Raw genomic sequence first — 18,846 nt, 5'->3', positions numbered from 1 at the left:
AGTTGTTGGACTTGGGCGGTGGCCTGCGGATTTCCTTACAAGCATGACCTCATTCACGATGCTGGCGCCAAAGAACCCTTTCACGCCGACCTCTCGTACGGCCGAAGCGCCTGCGCCGGTCCAGGGCGAGCATGTGTTCCAGCGGTTGCTGCGGGAGCGCATCATCGTGCTCGGGCAGGAGGTCGACGACGAGATCTCGAACCGGATCTGCGCCGAGATGCTGCTCCTGTCGGCCGAGGACCGGCAGCGCGACATCCACCTCTACATCAACTCGCCCGGCGGATCGGTGACGGCGGGGCTCGCCATCTACGACATCATGCAGTTCATCCCGAACGACGTGGCCACGCTGTCGATGGGCTTCACCGCGTCCATGGGGCAGTTCCTCCTGTGCGCGGGAACGCCCGGCAAGCGCTATGCCCTGCCGCACGCGAGCATCCTCATGCACCAGCCGAGCGGAGGCATCGCGGGCACCGCGTCCGACATCAGGATCCAGGCCGAGCAGATGCGGGCCGTCAAGCGCCTGATGACCGAGCGGATCGCCTTCCACACCGGCCAGCCGGTGGAACGGATCGAGGCCGACGCCGACCGCGACCGGTACTTCACGGCCGAGCAGGCCAGGGACTACGGCTTCGTGGACCACGTCGTCAGTACGGCGGGGCACCTCCTGGGCAACTGACGCCCCTCGGGCTTGCAGAATATTGTTCTAGAGGGCCAGAATAATGTTCTGTGAGCGAGGCGGGGCGGGACAAGATCCTCCGGGCGGCGTTGGAGTTGTTCGGGCGGGACGGGGTCGCGGGCACGACGCTCAGCCGGCTGCGGCAGGCGGCCGGGGTGAGCGTCGGGAGCTTCTACCACCACTTCTCCGGCAAGGAGGAGGTGGCGGCGGGGCTCTTCGTCGAGTGCATCGCGCTCTACCAGGACGAGTTCGTCCGGGAGTTGCGCGCGCATGAGGACCCCGCCCTAGGGGTCTCGGCCGTCGTCGCTTTCCACGTGCGCTGGTGCCTGGCGCATCCGGACCGCGCACGCTTCCTGTTCACCGAACGGCCGCCGGGCGGGGCCGGCCTTGGCGAACGCAACAAGGCGTTCTTCGGCGAGGTGCTCGCCTGGTGGCGTACCCACGTTCATCACGGAGCGCTGCCTCAGCTGGACCTGGTCACCGCGTTCGTTCTGTGGCTGGGCCCGGCGCAGGAGCTGTGCCGGTTGTGGCTGAACGGCGAGATCCCCGCCCCTGCCGACGAGCAGGTCGCCCTCCTCGGCAGGGCTGCGTGGCGGGCGCTTGAAGGAGGAGAGTGAACGGTGGTCGTTGACGCGTGGATGCAGCACGGGACCGTGCGGTTCCTGCAGCACGAGATGCTCGACTCGCTGTGGCGGTGGACCGGAAAGAAGCCCCCGGAGCAGGAGATCCCGGTTCAGGAGACCGTGAAGGCCATGGACGGCGGGGGAGTGGACGTCGGCCTCATCAGCGCCTGGTACGGGCCGGAGGGCGCCCTGGTCAGTAACGACGAGGTGGCCTCGTTCGTCGCCGCGGCCCCGGATCGTCTGAAGGGCATCGCTTCGGTCGACCTGCGCAAGCCGATGGAGGCCGTTCGGGAACTGCGCCGCTGCGTGAACGAACTCGGCTTCAAGGGGCTGCGGATCGTTCCGTGGCTGTGGGAACGCCCGCCCACCGACCGGCTCTACTACCCGCTGTACGCGGAGTGCGTCGAGCTGGGCATTCCGTTCTGCACGCAGGTAGGACACACGGGTCCGCTGAGGCCGAGCGAGACGGGCAGGCCCATCCCCTACATCGACCAGGTAGCGCTGGACTTTCCAGAGCTGGTCATCGTCGGCGGCCACATCGGCTACCCGTGGACGGAGGAGATGGTCGCGGTCTGCCGCAAGCACCCCAACGTCTACATCGACACCTCCGCCTACACCGTTCGCCGGTACCCGCCCGAGCTGGTCCGCTACATGACCCAGGACCGGCACCACAAGGTCATGTTCGGGACCAACCACCCGATGATCACAGCGGACCGGGCCCTCGTGGGGCTCGATGAGCTGGGGCTCGGCGACGAGGCGCGGGAGGCCTTCCTCGAAGGGAACGCCCGCCGGGTCTTCCGCCTGTAAATGATCTACAATGTAAAGGTATCGGGTTGATCGGTTCGGCACGAACGCCCGAAACGCGTAACCTCGGCCTTCGTGACGAACGAATCCCCCCGGGTTCGGCCATGAAGTGGCTCAAGCGGCTTCGTGCGGCCGAATCGGCGTCCCGGCAAGCGTCCCGCCGCCAGGCGGCCTCCCGCCGAGCCGCCTCTCGCGCGCCCGAAGGCCCTCGTGCGCCGGGAGGCTCCCGCGACTCTGACCGCGACCGCGACTTTGGCCGCGACCGCGACCGCGACAGTGGCCGCGACCGCGACCGCGACAGTGGCCGCGACCGCGACCGCGACAGTGGCCGCGGCCCGTCCGGCGCCGCGCGAGCGACGGGCGGGCAGGAGCTGGTGGCCGGGTGGCCCGATGTGTCGCTGGACATCCACGACCCGCTGGTCACGCTCTTCCGCCTGGAGGCCGAGGACCAGGGCTACACGGCCACGCTGGTCGACGATGATCAGCTGGAAGTGGGCCGGCCAGGGGAGGAGGGCAGGTTCACGGTCTGGCTGACCAACCTGCGGCAACTCGCCGTTCAGGAGCCCGAGGACCAGTGGCCCGCCCTCGTCGCCGACTTCGTGGGGACCCTGGTGTCCACCGCCGAGATGAACGAGAGCGACGCGCTCGACGTCACCGACTTCATGCTCGTGCGGACGCTGCTGCGGTCGCGGGTGTACGCCGAGGATTACCAGACCGGCACCGACGAGGTCGTCTCCCGGCCCGTCGCGCCCGGCCTGATCGAGGTCCTGGTGATCGACCGGATCTCGTCACTGATGATCGTTCCGGCTGAGACGGCACGGGAGTGGCCGGCCACCTGGGGTGAACTGTTCGAGGTCGCGCACAACAACGTGCGTGGCGACGGCCCGCTCGAGGTTGTCCACGACGACGTGGACGGTGTCCCCACGGCGCAGCTGTACGGGGAGACCGCGTACGTGACCGCCCACGCACTGTGGACCGATGACTACCCGGTCACGGGCCTGCACGGTGCGCTCGTCGTCATCCCGGCGCAGGGCCAGGTGTACACGGCGCGGCTCGACGGCGACCCGCTGCCCGACGTCATGAACGCCATGGTCCGGATCGGCTGGGTCGGGTTCAGCGAGGGCCCGCGTTCGATCACGCCCAACGTCTTCTGGTGGCACCACGGCCGCCTGGAAGTGGCGGCCACGGTCGAGCCCGACAAGGACGGGGACGGCTGGGCCCTCGCCGTCGTCATCACGCCCGCCTTCAAGGAGTTCCTCAACTCCTTCTAGAACCCCGGCCCTCCCCGCCTAGGCGGGGGCGGCTTCCGGAGCGGCAGCAGGGGCCACCGGGACAGCTGGGGCGGCAGTGGTGGCTTCCGGAGCGGCAGTAGCGGCAGTAGCGGCGGCTGGGGTAGTTGAGGTGGGGTCCAAGCTGAGGGCTGGGCGCTTCTTGAGGGTTTGGCAGGCCAGGAGGCCTACGGGGACCGGGGCCCAGAAGGTGACCGCGCGGAAGATGATGACCGCTTGAACGGCAGGACCTGCGCCGATGCCCAAGGCGGCCAACGCGGCGACCAATGCGGCTTCGGTGGAGCCGAGCCCACCCGGGGCGGGGATGGCCGCTCCGGCTGCGGCCCCTACCAGGTAGGCGCCGATCAGGGGGACCATGTCGCCGGGCCCTGCCGCGCCGGGGACGGCCAGGACGCTCAGCGCGAACGCCAGGCCCATGATGAACGTGGTGGCGGCGGACGCGCCCAGGGTGATGGCCAGGTCTCGGGGCCTGCGGCACAGCTCGGTCAGCCCGTACACGGTGCGTCCCACCGCGGGTGAACGCATGGCGCGCCGTCCCCAGAGCAACGCCAAAGGCAGCAGGACGCCCGCGATCGCGAACACCGGCCAGGGCGGCATGAGGTCGGCGGCCTGCGCGGCGTGGGCGCCGAGCGCGTCGAGCATGCGGCTGTTGCCGCCGTCGATGCCCAGGACCGTTCCCATCAGCATGAGGTCGGCGGGAAAGCCCGCGACCTGCATGGCCGTCACGGCGATCGCCGCGCGGGACAGCGGGACGCCCTGGCAGACCAGGTAGCGGGTGTTGACCGCGACGGCGCCGAGGCCGCTCGGCGTGACGCGGTTGGCTGCGGCGGCGGTGAACTGGGTGAGCGTCGCCTCGTACAGCGGAAGGCGTCGCCCGGCGGCGCCGCGCAGTGTGATGGCGGCGAAGACGTAGTGCAGCACCGAGAGCAGCATCAGGAGCGGCACGAACTCCCAGTGCATGGTGCCGAACGCGGCGGTCGCGGCGCGCAGGGACGCCGAACCGGTGAGCGCCAGTGTCACCGCGACGGCGATGACGAGCATGAGTGCGGTGAGCGCCCATCGCGATCGCGCGCGCACCAGTGAGGCGAGTGCGGTGAACGCGGTGAACGGGCCGGTGGCGAGGCGGGTCAGGGGAGCCAGGCGGTGGGCCAGGGGCGTGAGCCGGTGGGCCAGGGGTGTGAGCCGGTGGGTCAGCGGGGTGATCCGTCGGGCCAGGGGAGCGGTGGTACGGGGTGCGGCGCCGGCGTCAGGGGCCGTGAGGCTGACGGGCGCCGCGCATTCAGCGCCGGCGGCGATTGTCTCCACACCTTATTTGTCGGCTTTTCGTCTGAAGGTTATGCAACCTCGTGATTCATCAGAGGAGAACGCTGCACGGAATTGGACTGACCATGACCGGTGCGCGTCCGGCCGCACCGGGTCACCATACTTGCTCTGAGTAGTTGATCGACTACTGTACGTTTCCTTGCTTTTCGTTTGCGGTATAGGTCCGGCGTCCGCGCAGGTAAGGGCCGTGCCGCGAGTGGCAGGGCGTACGGTCCGCGAGGTGGTCCGCGGTGACTCGCAACAGCGTCAAGGCGCTCGTCCGGTCCGTGCTCATCGTCGTGCTGACGATCGCGACCTGGGAGCTGCGCACCGCGTCGATGCCGACCAAGCTGCAGGGCGCGCTGATGCTGGTCTGCGCGGTCCTGATCGGCGACCTCGGCATGAAGGTCGCGCGCCGCCTGATCCCGTACGGCGTCCTCAAGCGGCACAGCGCCGCGCAGCTGGCCATCTTCGCGGTGGTCGGCACGGTGTACGGGATGATCGCCGCGTTCGTCATCGTCGTGGTCTGGGAGAACTACTCGACCGCCGACACGACCGTCTCGCGCGAGGCGAACGCGCTCGGCGACCTGGAGGGCATGTCGCGCGGCTTCGACGTGCAGTTCCGCAGGCAGGTCCAGGAGGCGGCGCACACCTACGCCTACCAGGTGATCCACGAGGAGTGGCCGGCGATGCGCACCGGCGGGTCCAGTGAACGCGCCCATGCCGCGCTGAGCAAGCTGTGGAGCCTCTACACCGAGGTGGGCAAGGCCAAGCGCGGCGATCCGCTGTACGACCACTCGATCGACCGGCTCGGCGAGGTCGACGACCAGCGGCGCATCAGGCTCGCGCAGAGCAAGCAGGGGCTGCCGTCGCTGATGTGGATGATGCTGTACGCGGGCGCGTTCGCCGCCGTCGCGCTGGCCTACTTCTTCGAGTCGCCGACCGACTGGTTCCACCGGCTGGTCATCGCCATGCTCTCCAGCACCCTGATGTTCTCCATCTTCCTGGTGGTCGCGTTGGAGGCGCCGTTCGGCGGCGGCGACATCCACGTCAGACCGGACGCCTTCCAGTTCGTCATGGACCACATGCAGAACCTGGAGAAATGATGCGGCGGGCCCATCGGGCGTACCGCCGGATGGGCGTGCTGAACGTGCCGCGCGCGGCGGTCCTGGTCATCGCCTGCGCGCTCGCCGCCGTTCTTGCCGCCGGGCTGCTGGAGGCCGGGTACGCGGGGGCGCAGCGGGTGACGCTCCCGCCGATCAAGGTGGGCGTGCTGCACTCGCTGACCGGCAGCGTCGCGATCGCCGAACGCCCCATCAACGACGCCACCCTGCTGGCCATCGAGGAGATCAACGCGCACGGCGGGCTCCTCGGCCGCAAGATCCAGCCCGTGGTCGTCGACGGAAGATCGGACTGGCCGACGTTCGCCGCGCTCGCCCGGCGGCTGCTCTCCCACGACCGGGCCGCGGCGATCTTCGGCTGCTACACCTCGGCCAGCCGCAGGACCGTCGAGCCGATCATTGAGAGGCTGCACGGGGCGCTGTTCTACCCGACGTTCTACGAGGGCATGGAGTCCTCGCCCAACGTCGTCTACACGGGATCGGCGCCGAACCAGTTCATCACGCCGGCGGTGAAGTGGTTCCTGGACAACCGCGGCAAGCGCTTCTACCTGGTCGGCTCGGACTACGTCTATCCGCGTTCCTCGAACGCCATCATCAAGGACCAGTTGGCACGGCTGGGCGGGCAGGTCGTGGGGGAGGCCTATGTCCCCCTGGGCGCGAGCGACGTGCGCGGCCTGGTCCGGAAAATCGTCAAGGCGCGGCCGCAGGTCATCATCAGCTCCATCGTCGGCGACACGAACCTTCCCTTCTACCGGGCGCTGCGGGAGGCCGGGGCGACGCCACAGCGCCTGCCGGTGCTGTCGATCGTCATGGCCGAGGCGGAGATGCAGTTCCTGCGGCCCGCCGAGATGGCGGGCAACTACATCGCGATGAGCTACTTCCAGAGCGTCGGCGGCGCCTCCAACGAAGACTTCGTACGCCGGTTCAAGCGTCGCTTCGGGGCGGGCAGCGTCATCTCCGACCCGATGCAGTCGGCGTACGAGAGCGTGCAGCTGTGGGCGCAGGCGGTAAGGCGGGCGCACAACGTCGAGCCTTCGGAAGTGCTGAAAGCCATCCGCGGCCAGAGTTTCGACGCGCCCGAGGGGCGGATCTGGGTGGACGAGGAGAACCTGCACGCCTGGAAGCGCGCCCGCATCGGCCAGATCCGCGCGGACGGGCAGGTCGACATCATCTGGGAGTCCGAGACCGTTCTGCATCCCGTGCCGTACCCGCCCTCCCGCACGCGCCGCGACTGGAACGGCATGCTGCACGACCTCTACACGGGATGGCACAACAGCTGGGCCCGGCCCTAGTGGCGGAAAATCTCAGAGCTCAGGCAGTACAGCTCAGAGGGCGCGCAGTACGGGGGTGAGCGCGTCCAGGAAGCAGGGCAGGTTGTCGTGGTAGAGGTTGTGCCCCGCGTTAGGGATGGTCGTGACCTCATAACCGTTCTCGCGCAGGGCATCGACATCGAGCGGCACCATCGGGCGTTCTGCGAGGAGAACGACGTCTGAGCCGTCCCGCCGGGTGGGCGGCGCGGGCATGTCGTACTTCAGTAGGTCCGCGAGGCTGCGCGGGTCCCAGCAGGCGCGCGCGGCCAGTTCCGCCTGAACGTCGTCGGCGGACCAGCGCGGATTGTGCGAGGCGATCTGCTCGGCGGTCATCCGCTTGAAGCGCTGGAAGCCGTCCATCGCCGGTGGGGCCGTGACGGCTCTGACGTTCCAGTACGGCTCGGCGTAGACGGCGCGCTGCGGGCGCAGGGCCTCGACCGCCAGGGCAAGCAGAGCGCCGCCCATCGAATGCCCGAGCACGACCTCCGGCCGCGAAGGCAGCGCCTCGACGAGGTCGTCGGCCAGCGCGCGCAGGCTGTAGTCGCCGCGCGGGCTGAGGCCGTGGCCGCGCAGGTCCACGGCTACGACGCGATGCCCCGATGACGCGATGCGCGGTGCGACGCGGTGCCAGGTACGCGAGTCGGTGGCCGTTCCATGGATGAGGACCACCACGCGCTCGCCCTCGCCCCATGCCCGTACGTGGAGCTTCATGGGGCGGCCGTCACCGAGACGACGGCGGCGTCGTGCCCGAGCACACCATTGCGGGCCGACGCCGCCGTCGCCGGTTCGAGGGGGTTGCCGACAAGCCGGCCAGTAAAGAGCAGGAGCCGGTCGCTGATGAGGCATGAGCCCGCCGCCGGCTCCGGTCTGGACGCCGGTGCCGGTGCCGGCGGCGGGGCCCCCGGCTCGGCATCGCGCCCAGCCAGGAAGATGGAAGAGGCCGCGACGGAGATGGTCATCGGAGCCTCCTTCGATGCTGTTACGACCCATTTTCAGAGAGTGACTCTCCGTAGTCAATGCAGGTCATAGCAGATTCAGGGCGGGGTCACGGTCTTGTGGCCGGCCCGTCAGTCGAACAGGAGACCGCTCAGGCGGCGGGCTGGAAACGCTGGTCGCGGGTCTGCGAGCCGATGTAGCGGAGCGTGCTGCGCAGCGTCCAGTGGTTGATGCGCGTCGGCATCATGCGGTAGCCCTGCCGGTACGCCATGGCCATCGCCGAGAAGCGCACCTGGTCGGCGGGCGACCAGGGGATGTCGAACCGCTCGCGGACGATCGCGGGCATGCAGCCGAAGGTGATGAAGCGCATCGGCTTCTCGGCGACGAACTTGCTCGCCTTGTCGAGCATGGCGCTGCGGAACGGGATCATCGAGATCGTGTCCGACCCGCTCTTGGCGATGTCCAGGGCGCGCGCCGCCGCCGGGGTCAGCTCCAGCTCCTTGGTGCAGATGTGCCAGAACTTGCTCTGGAACGCGGCGTAGTCGGCCGGGACCGGGCGCATGCTGACGCCGTAGCGCGAGTACCAGGTGACGGTCTCGGCGTACAGCAGCTCGTGGTCCTCGGCGGTGAGGCGGCGCGGATGGAACAGCTCGGCCGCCCTGAAGATCTCCCAGGTGAACGTCGCGTGCGCCCACCAGAACGTCTCGGGCTCCAGTGCGTGGTAGCGGCGGTCGTGCTCGTCCACGCCGCCGATGCCGCGGTGCAGGTCGCGGATGCCGCGACCGCGGTCGCCCGCGGCGGCCTCCGGCGTCAGGATCGTCGCCCAGATCTGCGGCACCGAACGGTAGATGCGGTCGAACGGCGCGTCGAAGAACGCCGAGTGCTCGGCCACGCCCGCGCCGATGCCGGGGTGCAGCAACTGCATCAGCCCGGCGGCCGCGCCCGGCATCAGCGAGCGCAGGTCACTGGCGTAGCGCCAGAGCAGGGAGCCGGGCTCGATCGTCGCCGTGGCGGCCGCGCGTGCGGACGGAGCGGACATCGCACCTCCAGGTAAACCGTCGCTTACCAGAGTAGGGATCATGAGACGAAAGTCAATCTTTGTCTCATGTCCTCAGTGATGCCCGCTCCGTCCGTCCCGGACACCGCCGTGCCGCGGCGATCCGGAGCCTTCTACGCGGCTACGACCTATGGGGTTACGGCCTATGGGGTTACGACCTATGGGGTTACGACCTATGGGTTTACGGTCTACCCGGCTACGACGCGGGCTTGTAGACGGCCACCGCGCACGCGCTGCCGAGGCCGATGTTGTGCTGGAGCGCTACGCGCGCGCCCTCGACCTGGCGGGCATCGGCCTTGCCGCGCAGCTGCCAGGTCAGCTCCGCGCACTGCGCGATGCCGGTGGCGCCGAGCGGGTGGCCCTTGGAGATGAGCCCGCCGGACGGGTTGACCACGACCTTGCCGCCGTACGTGGTGGCCTGCTCGTCGACCAGCTTGTGGCCCTCGCCGACCTCGGCCAGCCCGAGCGCCTCGTAGGTGATGAGCTCGTTCGCGCTGAAGCAGTCGTGCAGCTCGATCACGTCCACGTCGTCGATCGAGATCTGCGCCTCGTCCATCGCCTTCTTGGCGGCGCGCTGCGAGACGCCGAAGCCGACGACCTGGATCGAGGAGTGGTCCTCGAAGCTGTCGGGGGTGTCGGTCGCGATGTGGTGACCGGCGATCTCGATGGCCTGGCCCCACAGGTCGTTCTCGTCCACGAACCGCTCGCTCACGACCAGCGCCGCGGCGGCGCCGTCGGAGGTGGGGGAGCACTGCAGCTTGGTCAGCGGGTCGAAGATCATCGTGGCGTTCTTGACGTCGTCCAGCGAGTACTCCTGCTGGAACTGCGCGTACGGGTTGTTCACCGAGTGCTTGTGGTTCTTCCAGCCGATCCACGCGTAGTGCTCGGGCGTCGAGCCGTACTTCTCCATGTGCTCGCGGCCGGCGTTGCCGAACATCTGCGGCATCGGGGCCTTGTCCATCTCCCACTCGCGCCCGGCGACCATCGAGTTCAGGTGGTGGTCGATGATGGTGACCTTCGACTTGCCGACGCCCGCGCCGAGCGAGCCCTTCTGCATCTTCTCCATGCCGAGCGCGAGCACGCAGTCGGCCAGGCCGCCCTTCACCGACTGCCGCGCCATGAACAGCGCGCTCGACCCGGTGGCGCACGCGTTGGCGACCGTCATCACCGGGATGCCGGTCATCCCGGTCTCGTAGAGGGCGCGCTGGCCCATCGCCCCGTACATCGAGCCCGCGTAGGCCTGTTCGACCTTGTCGTAGGCGACGCCCGCGTCCTCCAGGGCCTTGCCGACGGCCTCCTTGGCCATGTCGGGGTAGTCCCACTCGCGGGAGCCCGGCTTCTCGAACTTGGTCATGCCCACGCCGACGACGAAGGTGCGGTTGGCCATCAGGCTCGCCTCCAGTACCGAATCCAGTTCGACACCCACCATAGCCGCACCGTTTGAACAAGCGATCGCTTGGGTGTGCATCTAGGTGAGTGTCGAACCTTCATCCGAGGCTCAGGCGGTCAGCTCGTCGGCCAGGGTGGCGGCGAAGGCGGCGACGTCGTCCTCGGTGGTGTCGAACGAGCAGACCCAACGTACTTCGCCCGCGCCCGCGTCCCAGGTGTAGAACGGGTAGCGCTTGCGCACCCGCTCGGCCACGTCCTTCGGGATGATCGCGAAGATCGCGTTCGCCTCCACCGGCTGGGTGATCCGGACGCCGGGCAGGTCGCGCACCGCGTCCGCCAGCCGCCGCGCCATCGCGTTGGAGTGCGTGGCGTTCCGCAGCCACAGGTCGCCCTCGAGCAGCGCGATCAGCTGCGCCGACAGGAAGCGCATCTTGGACGCCAGCTGCATCGCTCCCTTGCGCAGGTAGAGAACGCCGCGGACGGCGTCGGGGTTCAGCACGACGACCGCCTCGCCGAGCATGAGCCCGTTCTTGGTGCCGCCGAACGACAGGACGTCCACGCCCGCGTCGGTGGTGAACTCGCGCAGCGGCGCGCCGAGCGAGGCGGCGGCGTTGGCCAGGCGAGCGCCGTCCACGTGCAGGTAGAGGTCGCGTTCATGCGCCGCCGCCGCGATCGCCGCGATCTCGGCGGCGGTGTAGACGGTCCCCATCTCGGTGCTCTGCGTGATCGACACGATCTTGGGCTGGGCGTGCTGCTGGTCGCCGATGCCCCACGCGAGCCGGTCCACGAGCTCGGGCGTCAGCTTGCCGTCCGGCACCGGCGCCGTGATCAGCTTCAGGCCGGCGACCTTCTCCGGCGCGCCGCCCTCGTCCATGTTGATGTGCGCGGACTCGGCGCACACGACCGCGCTCCAGCGGTCGGCCATCGCCTGCAGGGACACCACGTTCGCGCCCGACCCGTTGAAGACCGGGAACGTCTCGGCCTGCTCGCCGAAGTGCCGCCTCATGACCTCGGTCAGGCGCGCGGTCCAGGCGTCGTCGCCGTAGCCGGTGGCGTGGCCCTCGTTGGCGGCGGCGATGGCGGCGAGGATCTCCGGGTGGATGCCCGAACGGTTGTCGCTGGCGAACGTGCGGGAGGCGGGTTCAGTGCTGGGAGAGGTCAAGACGGGTTCCGTTCAGTTCTTGCGCGGGTCGGTTCCAGAGGTCGGCGATGGCCTCGGCGAGATCGTCGACGTGCGTGAAGCCGGGGTAGGCCTTGTCCGGGTGCTCGGCGCGCATGGCGTCGGTGAGCAGCGCCTTCACCACCAGGATGGCGGCGGCCGCGTCCGTGCCGGCGAACGAGTCGGCGAGCGCGAGCGTCCACGCCTCCGCCGCGGCCTTGGCGGTCGCGTACGCCGCCACGCCCTGCGCCGGGTGCTGCGCCGCGTGCTGCGACACGATCGTGAACCGGCCGTCCGGGCTGCGCCGCAGCTCCTCGTGGAAGGCCAGCGTGGTGTGCTGCAGCGTGCGGACGATCTGGCCGTGCAGGAAGTCCCAGTCGGCCAGGTCGGTGTCGCCGAAGGTCTTGCCGCCGCGCCAGCCGCCGACGAGCTGGATCAGCCCGTCCACCCGCCCGTGCTCGGCGATGACGCCGTCCGCGAAGGCGCGGGTGGCGCCGGAGTCCAGCAGGTCGACGACCGCGCCGGTGATCCGCTCGTCGTCCCACTGCTGCGGGCTGCGGCCGGCCGCGACGACCCGGGCGCCGCCGGCGGCGAGCCGGCGCACCACGGCGTGCCCGGTCGCGCCGCCGGATCCGGCCACCACGACGACGCGGCCGGCGTTATGGGAACTCTCCGCACTCGATGTCATGCCACCATCCTCTGACAGGTGGCGACCCGAATCGGACTCGGAGGCGGTTGAACGGGCAGGAGAGGTCACCGAACGGGTGGCAGAGAACCGCCGAACGGGTGGCAGAGAACCGCCGAACGAGCGGCAGAGGTCAGTGACGGGCCTCGTGGCTGCTCAGCGGCTCGGCCTCGGGAACGTCCAGACGGCCCCGCAGCGCGTCGATGTCGTCGCCGAGCCGGGCCATGTTGCCCTGCAGCTCGCGCCACAGCCCGGAGCGCTGCTCCATCTGCGACAGCTTGCCGCGCAGGTCCGACAGGCGCTGCTCGACGGTCTCCAGGCGGGTGCTGTTGCCGGCGGTGTCCTTGCCGGTGCGCACGAGAGTGGTCGCGACCACCGTGAGGTCGCGCTCGGTGTCGTCCATCCGCTCGTCCAGGCGGGGGAGCAGCCGCTCGTTCAGCTGCGTGACCAGGGAGTCGAGCTCGGTGCGCAGCTCGCGCATGCCGGCGTCCTGGCCTTTCAGGGTTTCCTCCATGAGGGCCAGCCGTTCGCCGTACGCTTGGAGGCGCTCGCGCTCGGCTGATCGTTCCCGGTCGTCCACGAGCTTGGCGAGGGTCTTGACACCCTCGCGCAGCTGACGCTCCGCCTCGACGGCGACGCGGCGGACGATAACCGAGAACACGGCCATGATGCTCCTCTGGAGTTGGGGGATCTTGACGGTGGACGCCCCCTAAACTCTAGGCGAACTGGAGGAAAACGGGGCAGATCATCTGCGTGTTCTTTAAGTGAATGAGTGCCTCTTCCGGCCACTTCGGTCACACCGGCCACCAACGGCCACGACCCGCCGCCCCGCAGGCCTCCCTCCCCGGAGGCTCGTGAAGCGACGGGCCGCGACACGAAGGCCGGCCTCCCAACCGGCGAGGCGTACGGTAACCATCGGAACGTTGCACGCACGTTGCAGTCGCACCGTCACCAAGGGTGGCAACGCCGAGGTCTCGGTGTTTACCGGAACCGGTTGCGCGCCCTGACGGATGGGTCGATGCTCAGGAACCGATCCGAGATTCTGTCAATCGCGGGAGTTCCGATGGGACGGGTCTCCGCCGTCACTGCGCCGCACGCGTGCCGCGAACCCTCCGCCGCGGCCCGGCGCCTCGCCGCCGCGCACGAGCTCGCCCACGACGCGGGCGACACCATGATCTGCGGCACGTCCGGCGGCGCCACGCTCGCCACGTTCGGCGGCGCCGCGGTCGCGCGCGCCGCCGCGCCGCGCGTCCGGCCGCCGATCTCCGAGTCGTGGCGCCGGTCCTGGGAGGCCGGCGTCGACACCGCGGTCGAGGCGGCGCCGCTGGTCTACGACCGCGACGTGCTGGGCGACGCCCGCTCGGCGCACCCCCTCGCCCCGCACCTGCCGATGCTGCGCGGGCTGCTGCGCAACGCCGCCGACGAGACCGAGCACCTGATGGTGATCACCGACGCGGCCGGGCACGCGCTGTGGACCGAGGGGCCAGCCAAGGTGCGGCGGCTCGCCGACCGGGTCGGGCTGACCGACGGCTTCTGCTGGTCGGAGGGGTCGATCGGCACCAACGGGATCGGCACCGCGCTCGCCTCGGGCCGCCCCGAGTACGTCTACTCCGCCGAGCACGTCGCCCGCGTCCTGCACAACTGGTCGTGCGCCGGAGCCCCGATCATCGACCCCGACAGCGGCCAGATCATCGGCTGCATCGACGTCAGCGCCACCGTCGACGCACTGCACCCGGCGACCGTCGCGCTGGTCGCGGTCGCGGCCCGGCTCGCCGAGGCGCGCCTGGAGAACGACATGCACCGCCGCGACGACCAGCTGCGCGAGCGTTCGCAGCGGCACCTGAGAGCCCTGCACGGTGCGCCGGGCGTGCTGGTCACCGCGACCGGCCGGATCGTCGCGGGGGACCCGGCCGACTGGCACGGCCACCGGCTGCCCGCCCCGGTGCCCGGCGGCGAGATCGAGCTGCCCGACGGCCGCCTCGCCATCGCCGAGCCCGCGGGCGAGGCGTTCCTGGTCCGGCCGAGCGGCCTTCCCGGTCCCGAGGGCGGAGCGGACGGGCCGCCGCCCGCGCGTCAACGGCGGCCGCTGCTCACGCTCGCGCTGCTCGGCACCGATCAGCCGTACGCGCTGCTGGACGGCCGCCGCATCCCGCTGACGCTCCGCCACGCCGAGATCCTGGCCCTGCTCGCGGTGAACCCGCGCGGCCTCACCGGCGACCGGCTGGCCCTGCACCTGTACGGCGACGAGGGCAACCCGGTCACCATCCGCGCCGAGATCCACCGGCTGCGCTCCCAGCTCGGCGACGTCCTGCGGGCCAAGCCGTACCGGCTGGAGTGCGAGGTCGACGCGGACCTGCTGGCGGTGCGGCGGCTGCTGGACGACGGCGACGCCCTCACCGCGGTGCGGCTGTGCCGCGGCGAGCTGCTGCCCCGCTCGGACGCGCCGGGCGTCCGCGCCGAACGCGACGAGCTCGCCGTCCGCATGCGCAGCCTCATCCTCGACCGGGGCGGCGTCGGCGTGCTGTGGGACTACGTGCAGACCGAGCCGGGCCGGGCCGACCACGAGGCCCTGGAACGCCTGGACGTCGTGCTCCCGCCCGGCGACCCGCGCCGCGCCACCGTCACCTCGCGGCTGCGCATCCGCGAGTTCTGAGGGCTCAAGTGGTGGTCCCGGGTCCTTAGGATGCGAGCGTGGACAGGGATCGAGCGCGAGACGTCGTCGTCGCGGCGGCCGTGGCGGGAGTGGTGTCGGGCGCGCCCTCGACGCTGCACGCCCTGCTGACGCGGCGCAGGCCGATCGAGGCGACGCTGGCGGCCGGGACGATGCTGCTTCCCCGCGAGAGCCGGTCGGTGCCGCTGGCGCTGGCGGCCGTTCCCGTTCACGCGGCGCTATCATTGGGCTGGGCGGGCGTACTCGGCGCGGTCCTGCCCGCACGCCGGGCTGCCGGGGCGGGTGCTGCTGCGGGGCTGGTGATCGCGGCGCTGGACCTCGGCGTCGTCGGGCGGCGCGTTCCGCGGATCAGGGCGTTGCCGCAGGTACCGCAGGTGGCCGACCACGTCGCCTTCGGGCTGGTGGTGGGCTGGGTGCTGGCCAGGCGCCGCGCCGCCCGCCGGGCCGCCTAGGATCCGGGCATGACCATCGAGGCGATCTCGGCGACGTCGCCGTACGTCATCCGCCGGTCGTTCACCCTCCAGTCGTGGCGGGACGTGGTCTTCCTGCACTGGCGGGTCGACCCTGGCGCGGTCCGCCCGCTGCTGCCGCGCGGCACCGAACCCGAGATCCAGGACGGCTCGGCCTGGGTCGGCGTGATCGGCCTGCGAATGACCGGCCTGCGGCTCGGCACGCTGCCCTACCCCTCGTTCCTGGAGCTGAACGTGCGGCTCTACAGCGTGGACGAGGACGGGCGGCGCGGCGTGGTGTTCCGCGCCATGGAGGCCACCGACCCGGTCTTCGCGGCGGCGTCCCGGTCCGCGCTGCGCCTCCCGTACACCTGGTCGGACATGCGCTTCACCCGCGGCGGCGAGGGCGAGGTCGGCTACTCGACGCGGCGGAGGGTCCCCGCGCCGTCCGGCGTCGGCGTACGGCTGAAGGTCCGCCCAGCCGAGACCGTGGAGCCGACCGCGCTGGAGACGGCCCTCACCGCCCGCTGGGCCCTGCACCAGCGCTGGTACGGCGAGACCCTGCGGATGCCGGTCAACCACCTGCCCTGGCCGCTGCGGCGGGCCGAGCTGACGCACTGGCAGGACGCCGGGCTCGCGGCCGCCTGCGGGCTCCCGCCCCTGGACGGCCCGCCCGAGAGCGTCCTGTACGCCGCCGCGACGACCGTCCGGTTCGGCAACGGCAGCCGGGTCGCTAGTCCAGCAGGTGCGCCCTGTCGTTGTAGGTCACTGGTCGCAGACGGGATCCGTCGTTACTCCAGCGGGTGAGCGAGGCGTTGGCGACCGGCTCCTTCTCGATCGCCATGATCTCCTTCTCGGAGAGCCGTTCCACCAGGTAGCGCGTCATCACGATGATCGCGTCGTGGGTCACCACGAGCGCGCGGCCACCGGGCGCGTTCATGTCCAGGTCGCGGTAGAAGCTGCGCAGCCGCAGCGCCAGGTCCGCCCACGACTCGCCGCCGGGCGGCCGGTAGTAGAACTTCCCGAGATGCCTCATCCGGGCGGCCTCCTCGGGGTGGCGGCGCAGCACGCCCCGCCAGGTGAGGCCCTGCAGGATGCCCTGCTCCCGGTCGCGCAGGCGCTCGTCCACCTCCAGCTCCACCTCGTACGGCGCCTCGGCGAGCGCGATCCGCGCCGTGTCGAGCGTGCGCTGGTACGGGGAGGCCACCGCGAGCGTCGGGCGCTCCTCGGGCGGCAGCTCGGCCAGCCAGCGGCCCAGCCGCTTGGCCTGCTCGCGTCCGGTGGGGGTGAGGGGGACGTCGGCGTCGCGCTCGGGGATGTCGTATTCCTCGGCCTCGGTGCCCACGGCGGCCCCGTAGGCGACGTTGCCGGTGCTCTCACCGTGCCTGGTCAGATTCAGCCATTCGAGCGCGTCCACAACCCCCATGATTCCACGCTGTCACGGCTTCGCGCGTGCCGCTCGCCGCGCCCGCCGCGTCACGCCGCACCTGCGCGCCGCTTGCTCTACACGGCGTAGTACTCTCTGATGCCGTGACGAATGCGCTGGCCACCGTGATCATCGTGGTGTCGTTGGCGGCCGCCGCCTACGCCCTGGTGACCGCCCTCCGCAACCGCGCGATGGGCTGGGGCCACCTGATCGCGCTCGGCGTGGTCGAGGTGCTGCTGATCGTCCAGGCGGTGCTCGGCTTCGTGAAGCTCGCGGGCGACGAGGGCCCCAAGCAGCCCGCGACGTTCATCGGCTACCTGCTGGCGATCCTGCTGATCCCGGCGGCGGGTGCGGGCTGGGGGATGCTGGAGCGCACCCGCTGGGGCCCCGGCGTGATCGTCGTCGCCTGCCTGGCGGTGGCCGTGATGATCGTGCGAATGAACCAGATCTGGACGGGCAATGGCTGAGCGCGACACCGAGACCACGGGTACCGAGAGCGCCGAAGGCGGCGAGACCACGGGTACTGAGACCGTCCCCGACCCGGCCGCTACGCGGAGCGGGCCGGGGAGGCTCCTGGTCGCGGTCTACGCGATTTTCGCGCTGGCGGCAGGGGCCCGAGCCGCCGTCCAGATCGCGACCAAGTTCGACGAAGCGCCGCTCGCGTACGTGCTGTCGGCGGTCGCCGCCGTGATCTACATCCTCGCCACCGTCGCGCTGGCCATGGGCGGGCGCACCTCGCGGCGGATCGCGTTCGCCGCGCTGTCGGTCGAGCTGGCCGGCGTGCTGATCGTCGGGACGCTCAGCCTCGCCGACTCCGAGGCCTTCCCCGATGCGACGGTCTGGTCGGGGTACGGCCGTGGGTACGGGTTCGTTCCGCTCGTGCTGCCGATCATCGGGCTGTGGTGGCTGCGCCGCACGGGACGGGCCGCCCGCGCGGAGGCCACCGGCCGCTAGGCGGCGGTCGGCGGGGCGGAGGTCATCGTGCGGCCGCCGATCGGCAGCCGGTGGATGGCAGCCTGCGCGATCATCTCGACCTCCGCCGGCGAGTAGTCGGCGTGCGGGTGCTTGCGGAGCCAGCGCAGCGCCTTGAACGGCGTCGCGAACACGATCCCGTCGGCGGTGAACGGCGCCTTGGTGAGCCGGCCGCCGTGCACGGCCATGATCGGCGTCACCTTGACGTCCATCCCCGTCTGCTGCGAGATCAGCGCGCCCGCCGTCGCGGCGGCCCCGGTGACCGCCTTCACCATGGCGGTCTGGGTGCGGCCGTCGATGAACAGCTTGCCGCCGTGCACCGACAGCTCGGCCTCGGGGTGCCACGCGTCGTTCTGCACCAGGAACGCCCCGCCCGGTCCCACCACCAGCTGGTCGATGGTGCCGTGGCCCGGCACGGTGCGCGCGTAGACCACGCGGTGACCGCGCCGTTCCAGCGTGTAGCGCAGGATGCGGTTCATCCGCTCATCGCCGCGCAAACCTCGCCGCCAGACGCTCGAGAGGTTGTGACCGCGCCAATGAAAGTAGGTATCGGCGATCGCGACCAAGGCCATCATGACCAGCCCGAAAACGGCGTTGACCAGCAACGAGCACATGATGCCCATCGCCCCGGCCATAATTGCGCGGGTCCGCAATCTCCCCTTTTGGCCACGCTGCCACAGTTCTTCGTAGACCGCCTGTGGCGAGCCGCCGGTGAATGCCGCCCTGTCCCTGAGGTAGATGGAGCTGCCGATCATCGCCTGCCTCCTGCACCTGCGGATACGTCCCGATTAACGGGATACCCGGGTCATTGCCCGTAGCCATCCTAAGGTGGGATAAGACGACCTGGAAAGCAACAGGAAGTGAGATAGGGCTTGCCTTCGACCTCCTTTGCTGGGTGAGTGCTAGAACGTTCCTTGGGATTCCCTAGAACGTTCTACGCTGAAGCGGGAAATGAGCGGTGAAAGTTTCACTGCAAG

Annotated in this window: 21 protein-coding genes; 11 read left to right on the top strand and 10 right to left on the bottom strand. The window is 70.3% G+C overall.

The features are described 5' to 3' along the window. Positions 1–43: 43 nt before the first annotated feature. The 4 genes from J4573_RS28470 (at position 44) to J4573_RS28455 (ending at position 3,374) form a co-directional block, all read left to right on the top strand. Positions 44–676, top strand: coding sequence for an ATP-dependent Clp protease proteolytic subunit (locus J4573_RS28470; RefSeq protein ID WP_243773703.1), 633 nt, complete (start codon positions 44–46; stop codon positions 674–676). A gap of 50 nt (positions 677–726) precedes the next feature. After that, positions 727–1,293 (top strand): TetR/AcrR family transcriptional regulator, encoded by a 567-nt coding sequence (locus J4573_RS28465; protein WP_208258968.1) that lies wholly within the window; start codon positions 727–729, stop codon positions 1,291–1,293. A 3-nt stretch (positions 1,294–1,296) separates the two neighbouring features. Then, positions 1,297–2,106 carry an amidohydrolase family protein gene (locus tag J4573_RS28460; protein ID WP_208258967.1) on the top strand — a complete coding sequence of 270 codons (810 nt, stop codon included), beginning with the start codon at positions 1,297–1,299 and terminating at the stop codon, positions 2,104–2,106. A 101-nt stretch (positions 2,107–2,207) separates the two neighbouring features. Next, a complete protein-coding gene (locus tag J4573_RS28455) occupies positions 2,208–3,374 on the top strand; it encodes a DUF1444 domain-containing protein (RefSeq protein WP_208258966.1) in 1,167 nt (388 codons plus the stop codon). Between the two features lie 18 nt (positions 3,375–3,392). Here the strand turns inward: J4573_RS28455 and J4573_RS28450 are convergent, their stop codons facing one another. Continuing rightward, positions 3,393–4,697: a lysylphosphatidylglycerol synthase transmembrane domain-containing protein gene (locus J4573_RS28450; RefSeq protein WP_208258965.1), complete on the bottom strand. Its 1,305-nt coding sequence runs from the start codon at positions 4,695–4,697 to the stop codon at positions 3,393–3,395. A 248-nt stretch (positions 4,698–4,945) separates the two neighbouring features. Here J4573_RS28450 and J4573_RS28445 point away from each other — a divergent pair, with 248 nt between their 5' ends. Beyond that, entirely contained in the window at positions 4,946–5,800 is an 855-nt protein-coding gene (locus J4573_RS28445) for a bestrophin-like domain (RefSeq protein WP_208258964.1), read from the top strand. Then, entirely contained in the window at positions 5,797–7,107 is a 1,311-nt protein-coding gene (locus tag J4573_RS28440) for an urea ABC transporter substrate-binding protein (RefSeq protein WP_208258963.1), read from the top strand. The genes J4573_RS28445 and J4573_RS28440 overlap by 4 nt, the downstream gene beginning before the upstream one ends. A gap of 33 nt (positions 7,108–7,140) precedes the next feature. Here J4573_RS28440 and J4573_RS28435 read toward each other — a convergent pair whose 3' ends face one another. The 7 genes from J4573_RS28435 to J4573_RS28405 form a co-directional block, all read right to left on the bottom strand. Continuing rightward, on the bottom strand, positions 7,141–7,836 hold the full coding sequence (locus J4573_RS28435) for an alpha/beta fold hydrolase (protein WP_208258962.1): 696 nt from the start codon (positions 7,834–7,836) through the stop codon (positions 7,141–7,143). Further along, positions 7,833–8,084: a hypothetical protein gene (locus J4573_RS28430; protein ID WP_208258961.1), complete on the bottom strand. Its 252-nt coding sequence runs from the start codon at positions 8,082–8,084 to the stop codon at positions 7,833–7,835. The genes J4573_RS28435 and J4573_RS28430 overlap by 4 nt, the downstream gene beginning before the upstream one ends. 128 nt (positions 8,085–8,212) lie before the next feature. Then, positions 8,213–9,100: an oxygenase MpaB family protein gene (locus tag J4573_RS28425; RefSeq protein WP_208258960.1), complete on the bottom strand. Its 888-nt coding sequence runs from the start codon at positions 9,098–9,100 to the stop codon at positions 8,213–8,215. A 214-nt stretch (positions 9,101–9,314) separates the two neighbouring features. Continuing rightward, the gene (locus tag J4573_RS28420) at positions 9,315–10,547 is read right to left on the bottom strand and encodes a thiolase C-terminal domain-containing protein (protein ID WP_243773702.1); all 1,233 of its coding nucleotides are present in this window, start codon (positions 10,545–10,547) and stop codon (positions 9,315–9,317) included. 69 nt (positions 10,548–10,616) lie between these two features. Then, on the bottom strand, positions 10,617–11,669 hold the full coding sequence (locus J4573_RS28415; protein WP_208258959.1) for a threonine aldolase family protein: 1,053 nt from the start codon (positions 11,667–11,669) through the stop codon (positions 10,617–10,619). Beyond that, positions 11,650–12,354, bottom strand: a complete 705-nt coding sequence (locus J4573_RS28410; RefSeq protein WP_208258958.1) for an SDR family NAD(P)-dependent oxidoreductase — start codon at positions 12,352–12,354, stop codon at positions 11,650–11,652. Before J4573_RS28410 ends, J4573_RS28415 begins: the two co-directional genes overlap by 20 nt. A gap of 130 nt (positions 12,355–12,484) precedes the next feature. Further along, positions 12,485–13,012: a hypothetical protein gene (locus J4573_RS28405; protein ID WP_208258957.1), complete on the bottom strand. Its 528-nt coding sequence runs from the start codon at positions 13,010–13,012 to the stop codon at positions 12,485–12,487. 402 nt (positions 13,013–13,414) lie between these two features. Between J4573_RS28405 and J4573_RS28400 the strand changes: the two genes are divergently transcribed. The 3 genes from J4573_RS28400 to J4573_RS28390 are packed head-to-tail and all read left to right on the top strand — an operon-like array spanning position 13,415 to position 16,278. Next, positions 13,415–15,004: a helix-turn-helix domain-containing protein gene (locus tag J4573_RS28400; RefSeq protein ID WP_243773701.1), complete on the top strand. Its 1,590-nt coding sequence runs from the start codon at positions 13,415–13,417 to the stop codon at positions 15,002–15,004. A gap of 38 nt (positions 15,005–15,042) precedes the next feature. Then, entirely contained in the window at positions 15,043–15,474 is a 432-nt protein-coding gene (locus tag J4573_RS28395) for a hypothetical protein (protein ID WP_208258956.1), read from the top strand. A gap of 9 nt (positions 15,475–15,483) precedes the next feature. Further along, a complete protein-coding gene (locus J4573_RS28390; RefSeq protein ID WP_208258955.1) occupies positions 15,484–16,278 on the top strand; it encodes a YqjF family protein in 795 nt (264 codons plus the stop codon). On the opposite strand, the gene J4573_RS28385 is transcribed toward J4573_RS28390, so the two are convergent. Then, positions 16,205–16,897, bottom strand: coding sequence for a histidine phosphatase family protein (locus J4573_RS28385; RefSeq protein ID WP_208258954.1), 693 nt, complete (start codon positions 16,895–16,897; stop codon positions 16,205–16,207). The two genes, J4573_RS28390 and J4573_RS28385, sit on opposite strands and share 74 nt — an antisense overlap. 104 nt (positions 16,898–17,001) lie before the next feature. On the opposite strand from J4573_RS28385, the gene J4573_RS28380 reads away from it, so the two are divergent. Both J4573_RS28380 and J4573_RS28375 read left to right on the top strand, forming a co-directional pair. Beyond that, a complete protein-coding gene (locus J4573_RS28380) occupies positions 17,002–17,364 on the top strand; it encodes a hypothetical protein (RefSeq protein ID WP_208258953.1) in 363 nt (120 codons plus the stop codon). Beyond that, complete coding sequence (locus tag J4573_RS28375) at positions 17,357–17,851, top strand: hypothetical protein (protein WP_243773700.1); 495 nt, start codon at positions 17,357–17,359, stop codon at positions 17,849–17,851. The genes J4573_RS28380 and J4573_RS28375 overlap by 8 nt, the downstream gene beginning before the upstream one ends. Here the strand turns inward: J4573_RS28375 and J4573_RS28370 are convergent. Beyond that, complete coding sequence (locus tag J4573_RS28370) at positions 17,848–18,624, bottom strand: NERD domain-containing protein (protein ID WP_243773699.1); 777 nt, start codon at positions 18,622–18,624, stop codon at positions 17,848–17,850. The two genes, J4573_RS28375 and J4573_RS28370, sit on opposite strands and share 4 nt — an antisense overlap. Positions 18,625–18,846: the final 222 nt, after the last annotated feature.

This window comes from Actinomadura barringtoniae (genome assembly GCF_017573505.1).
Classification (GTDB): domain Bacteria; phylum Actinomycetota; class Actinomycetes; order Streptosporangiales; family Streptosporangiaceae; genus Spirillospora; species Spirillospora barringtoniae.
Note: the sequence above shows the minus strand (reverse complement) of the source record. Positions and strands in the feature narration are given on the sequence as shown.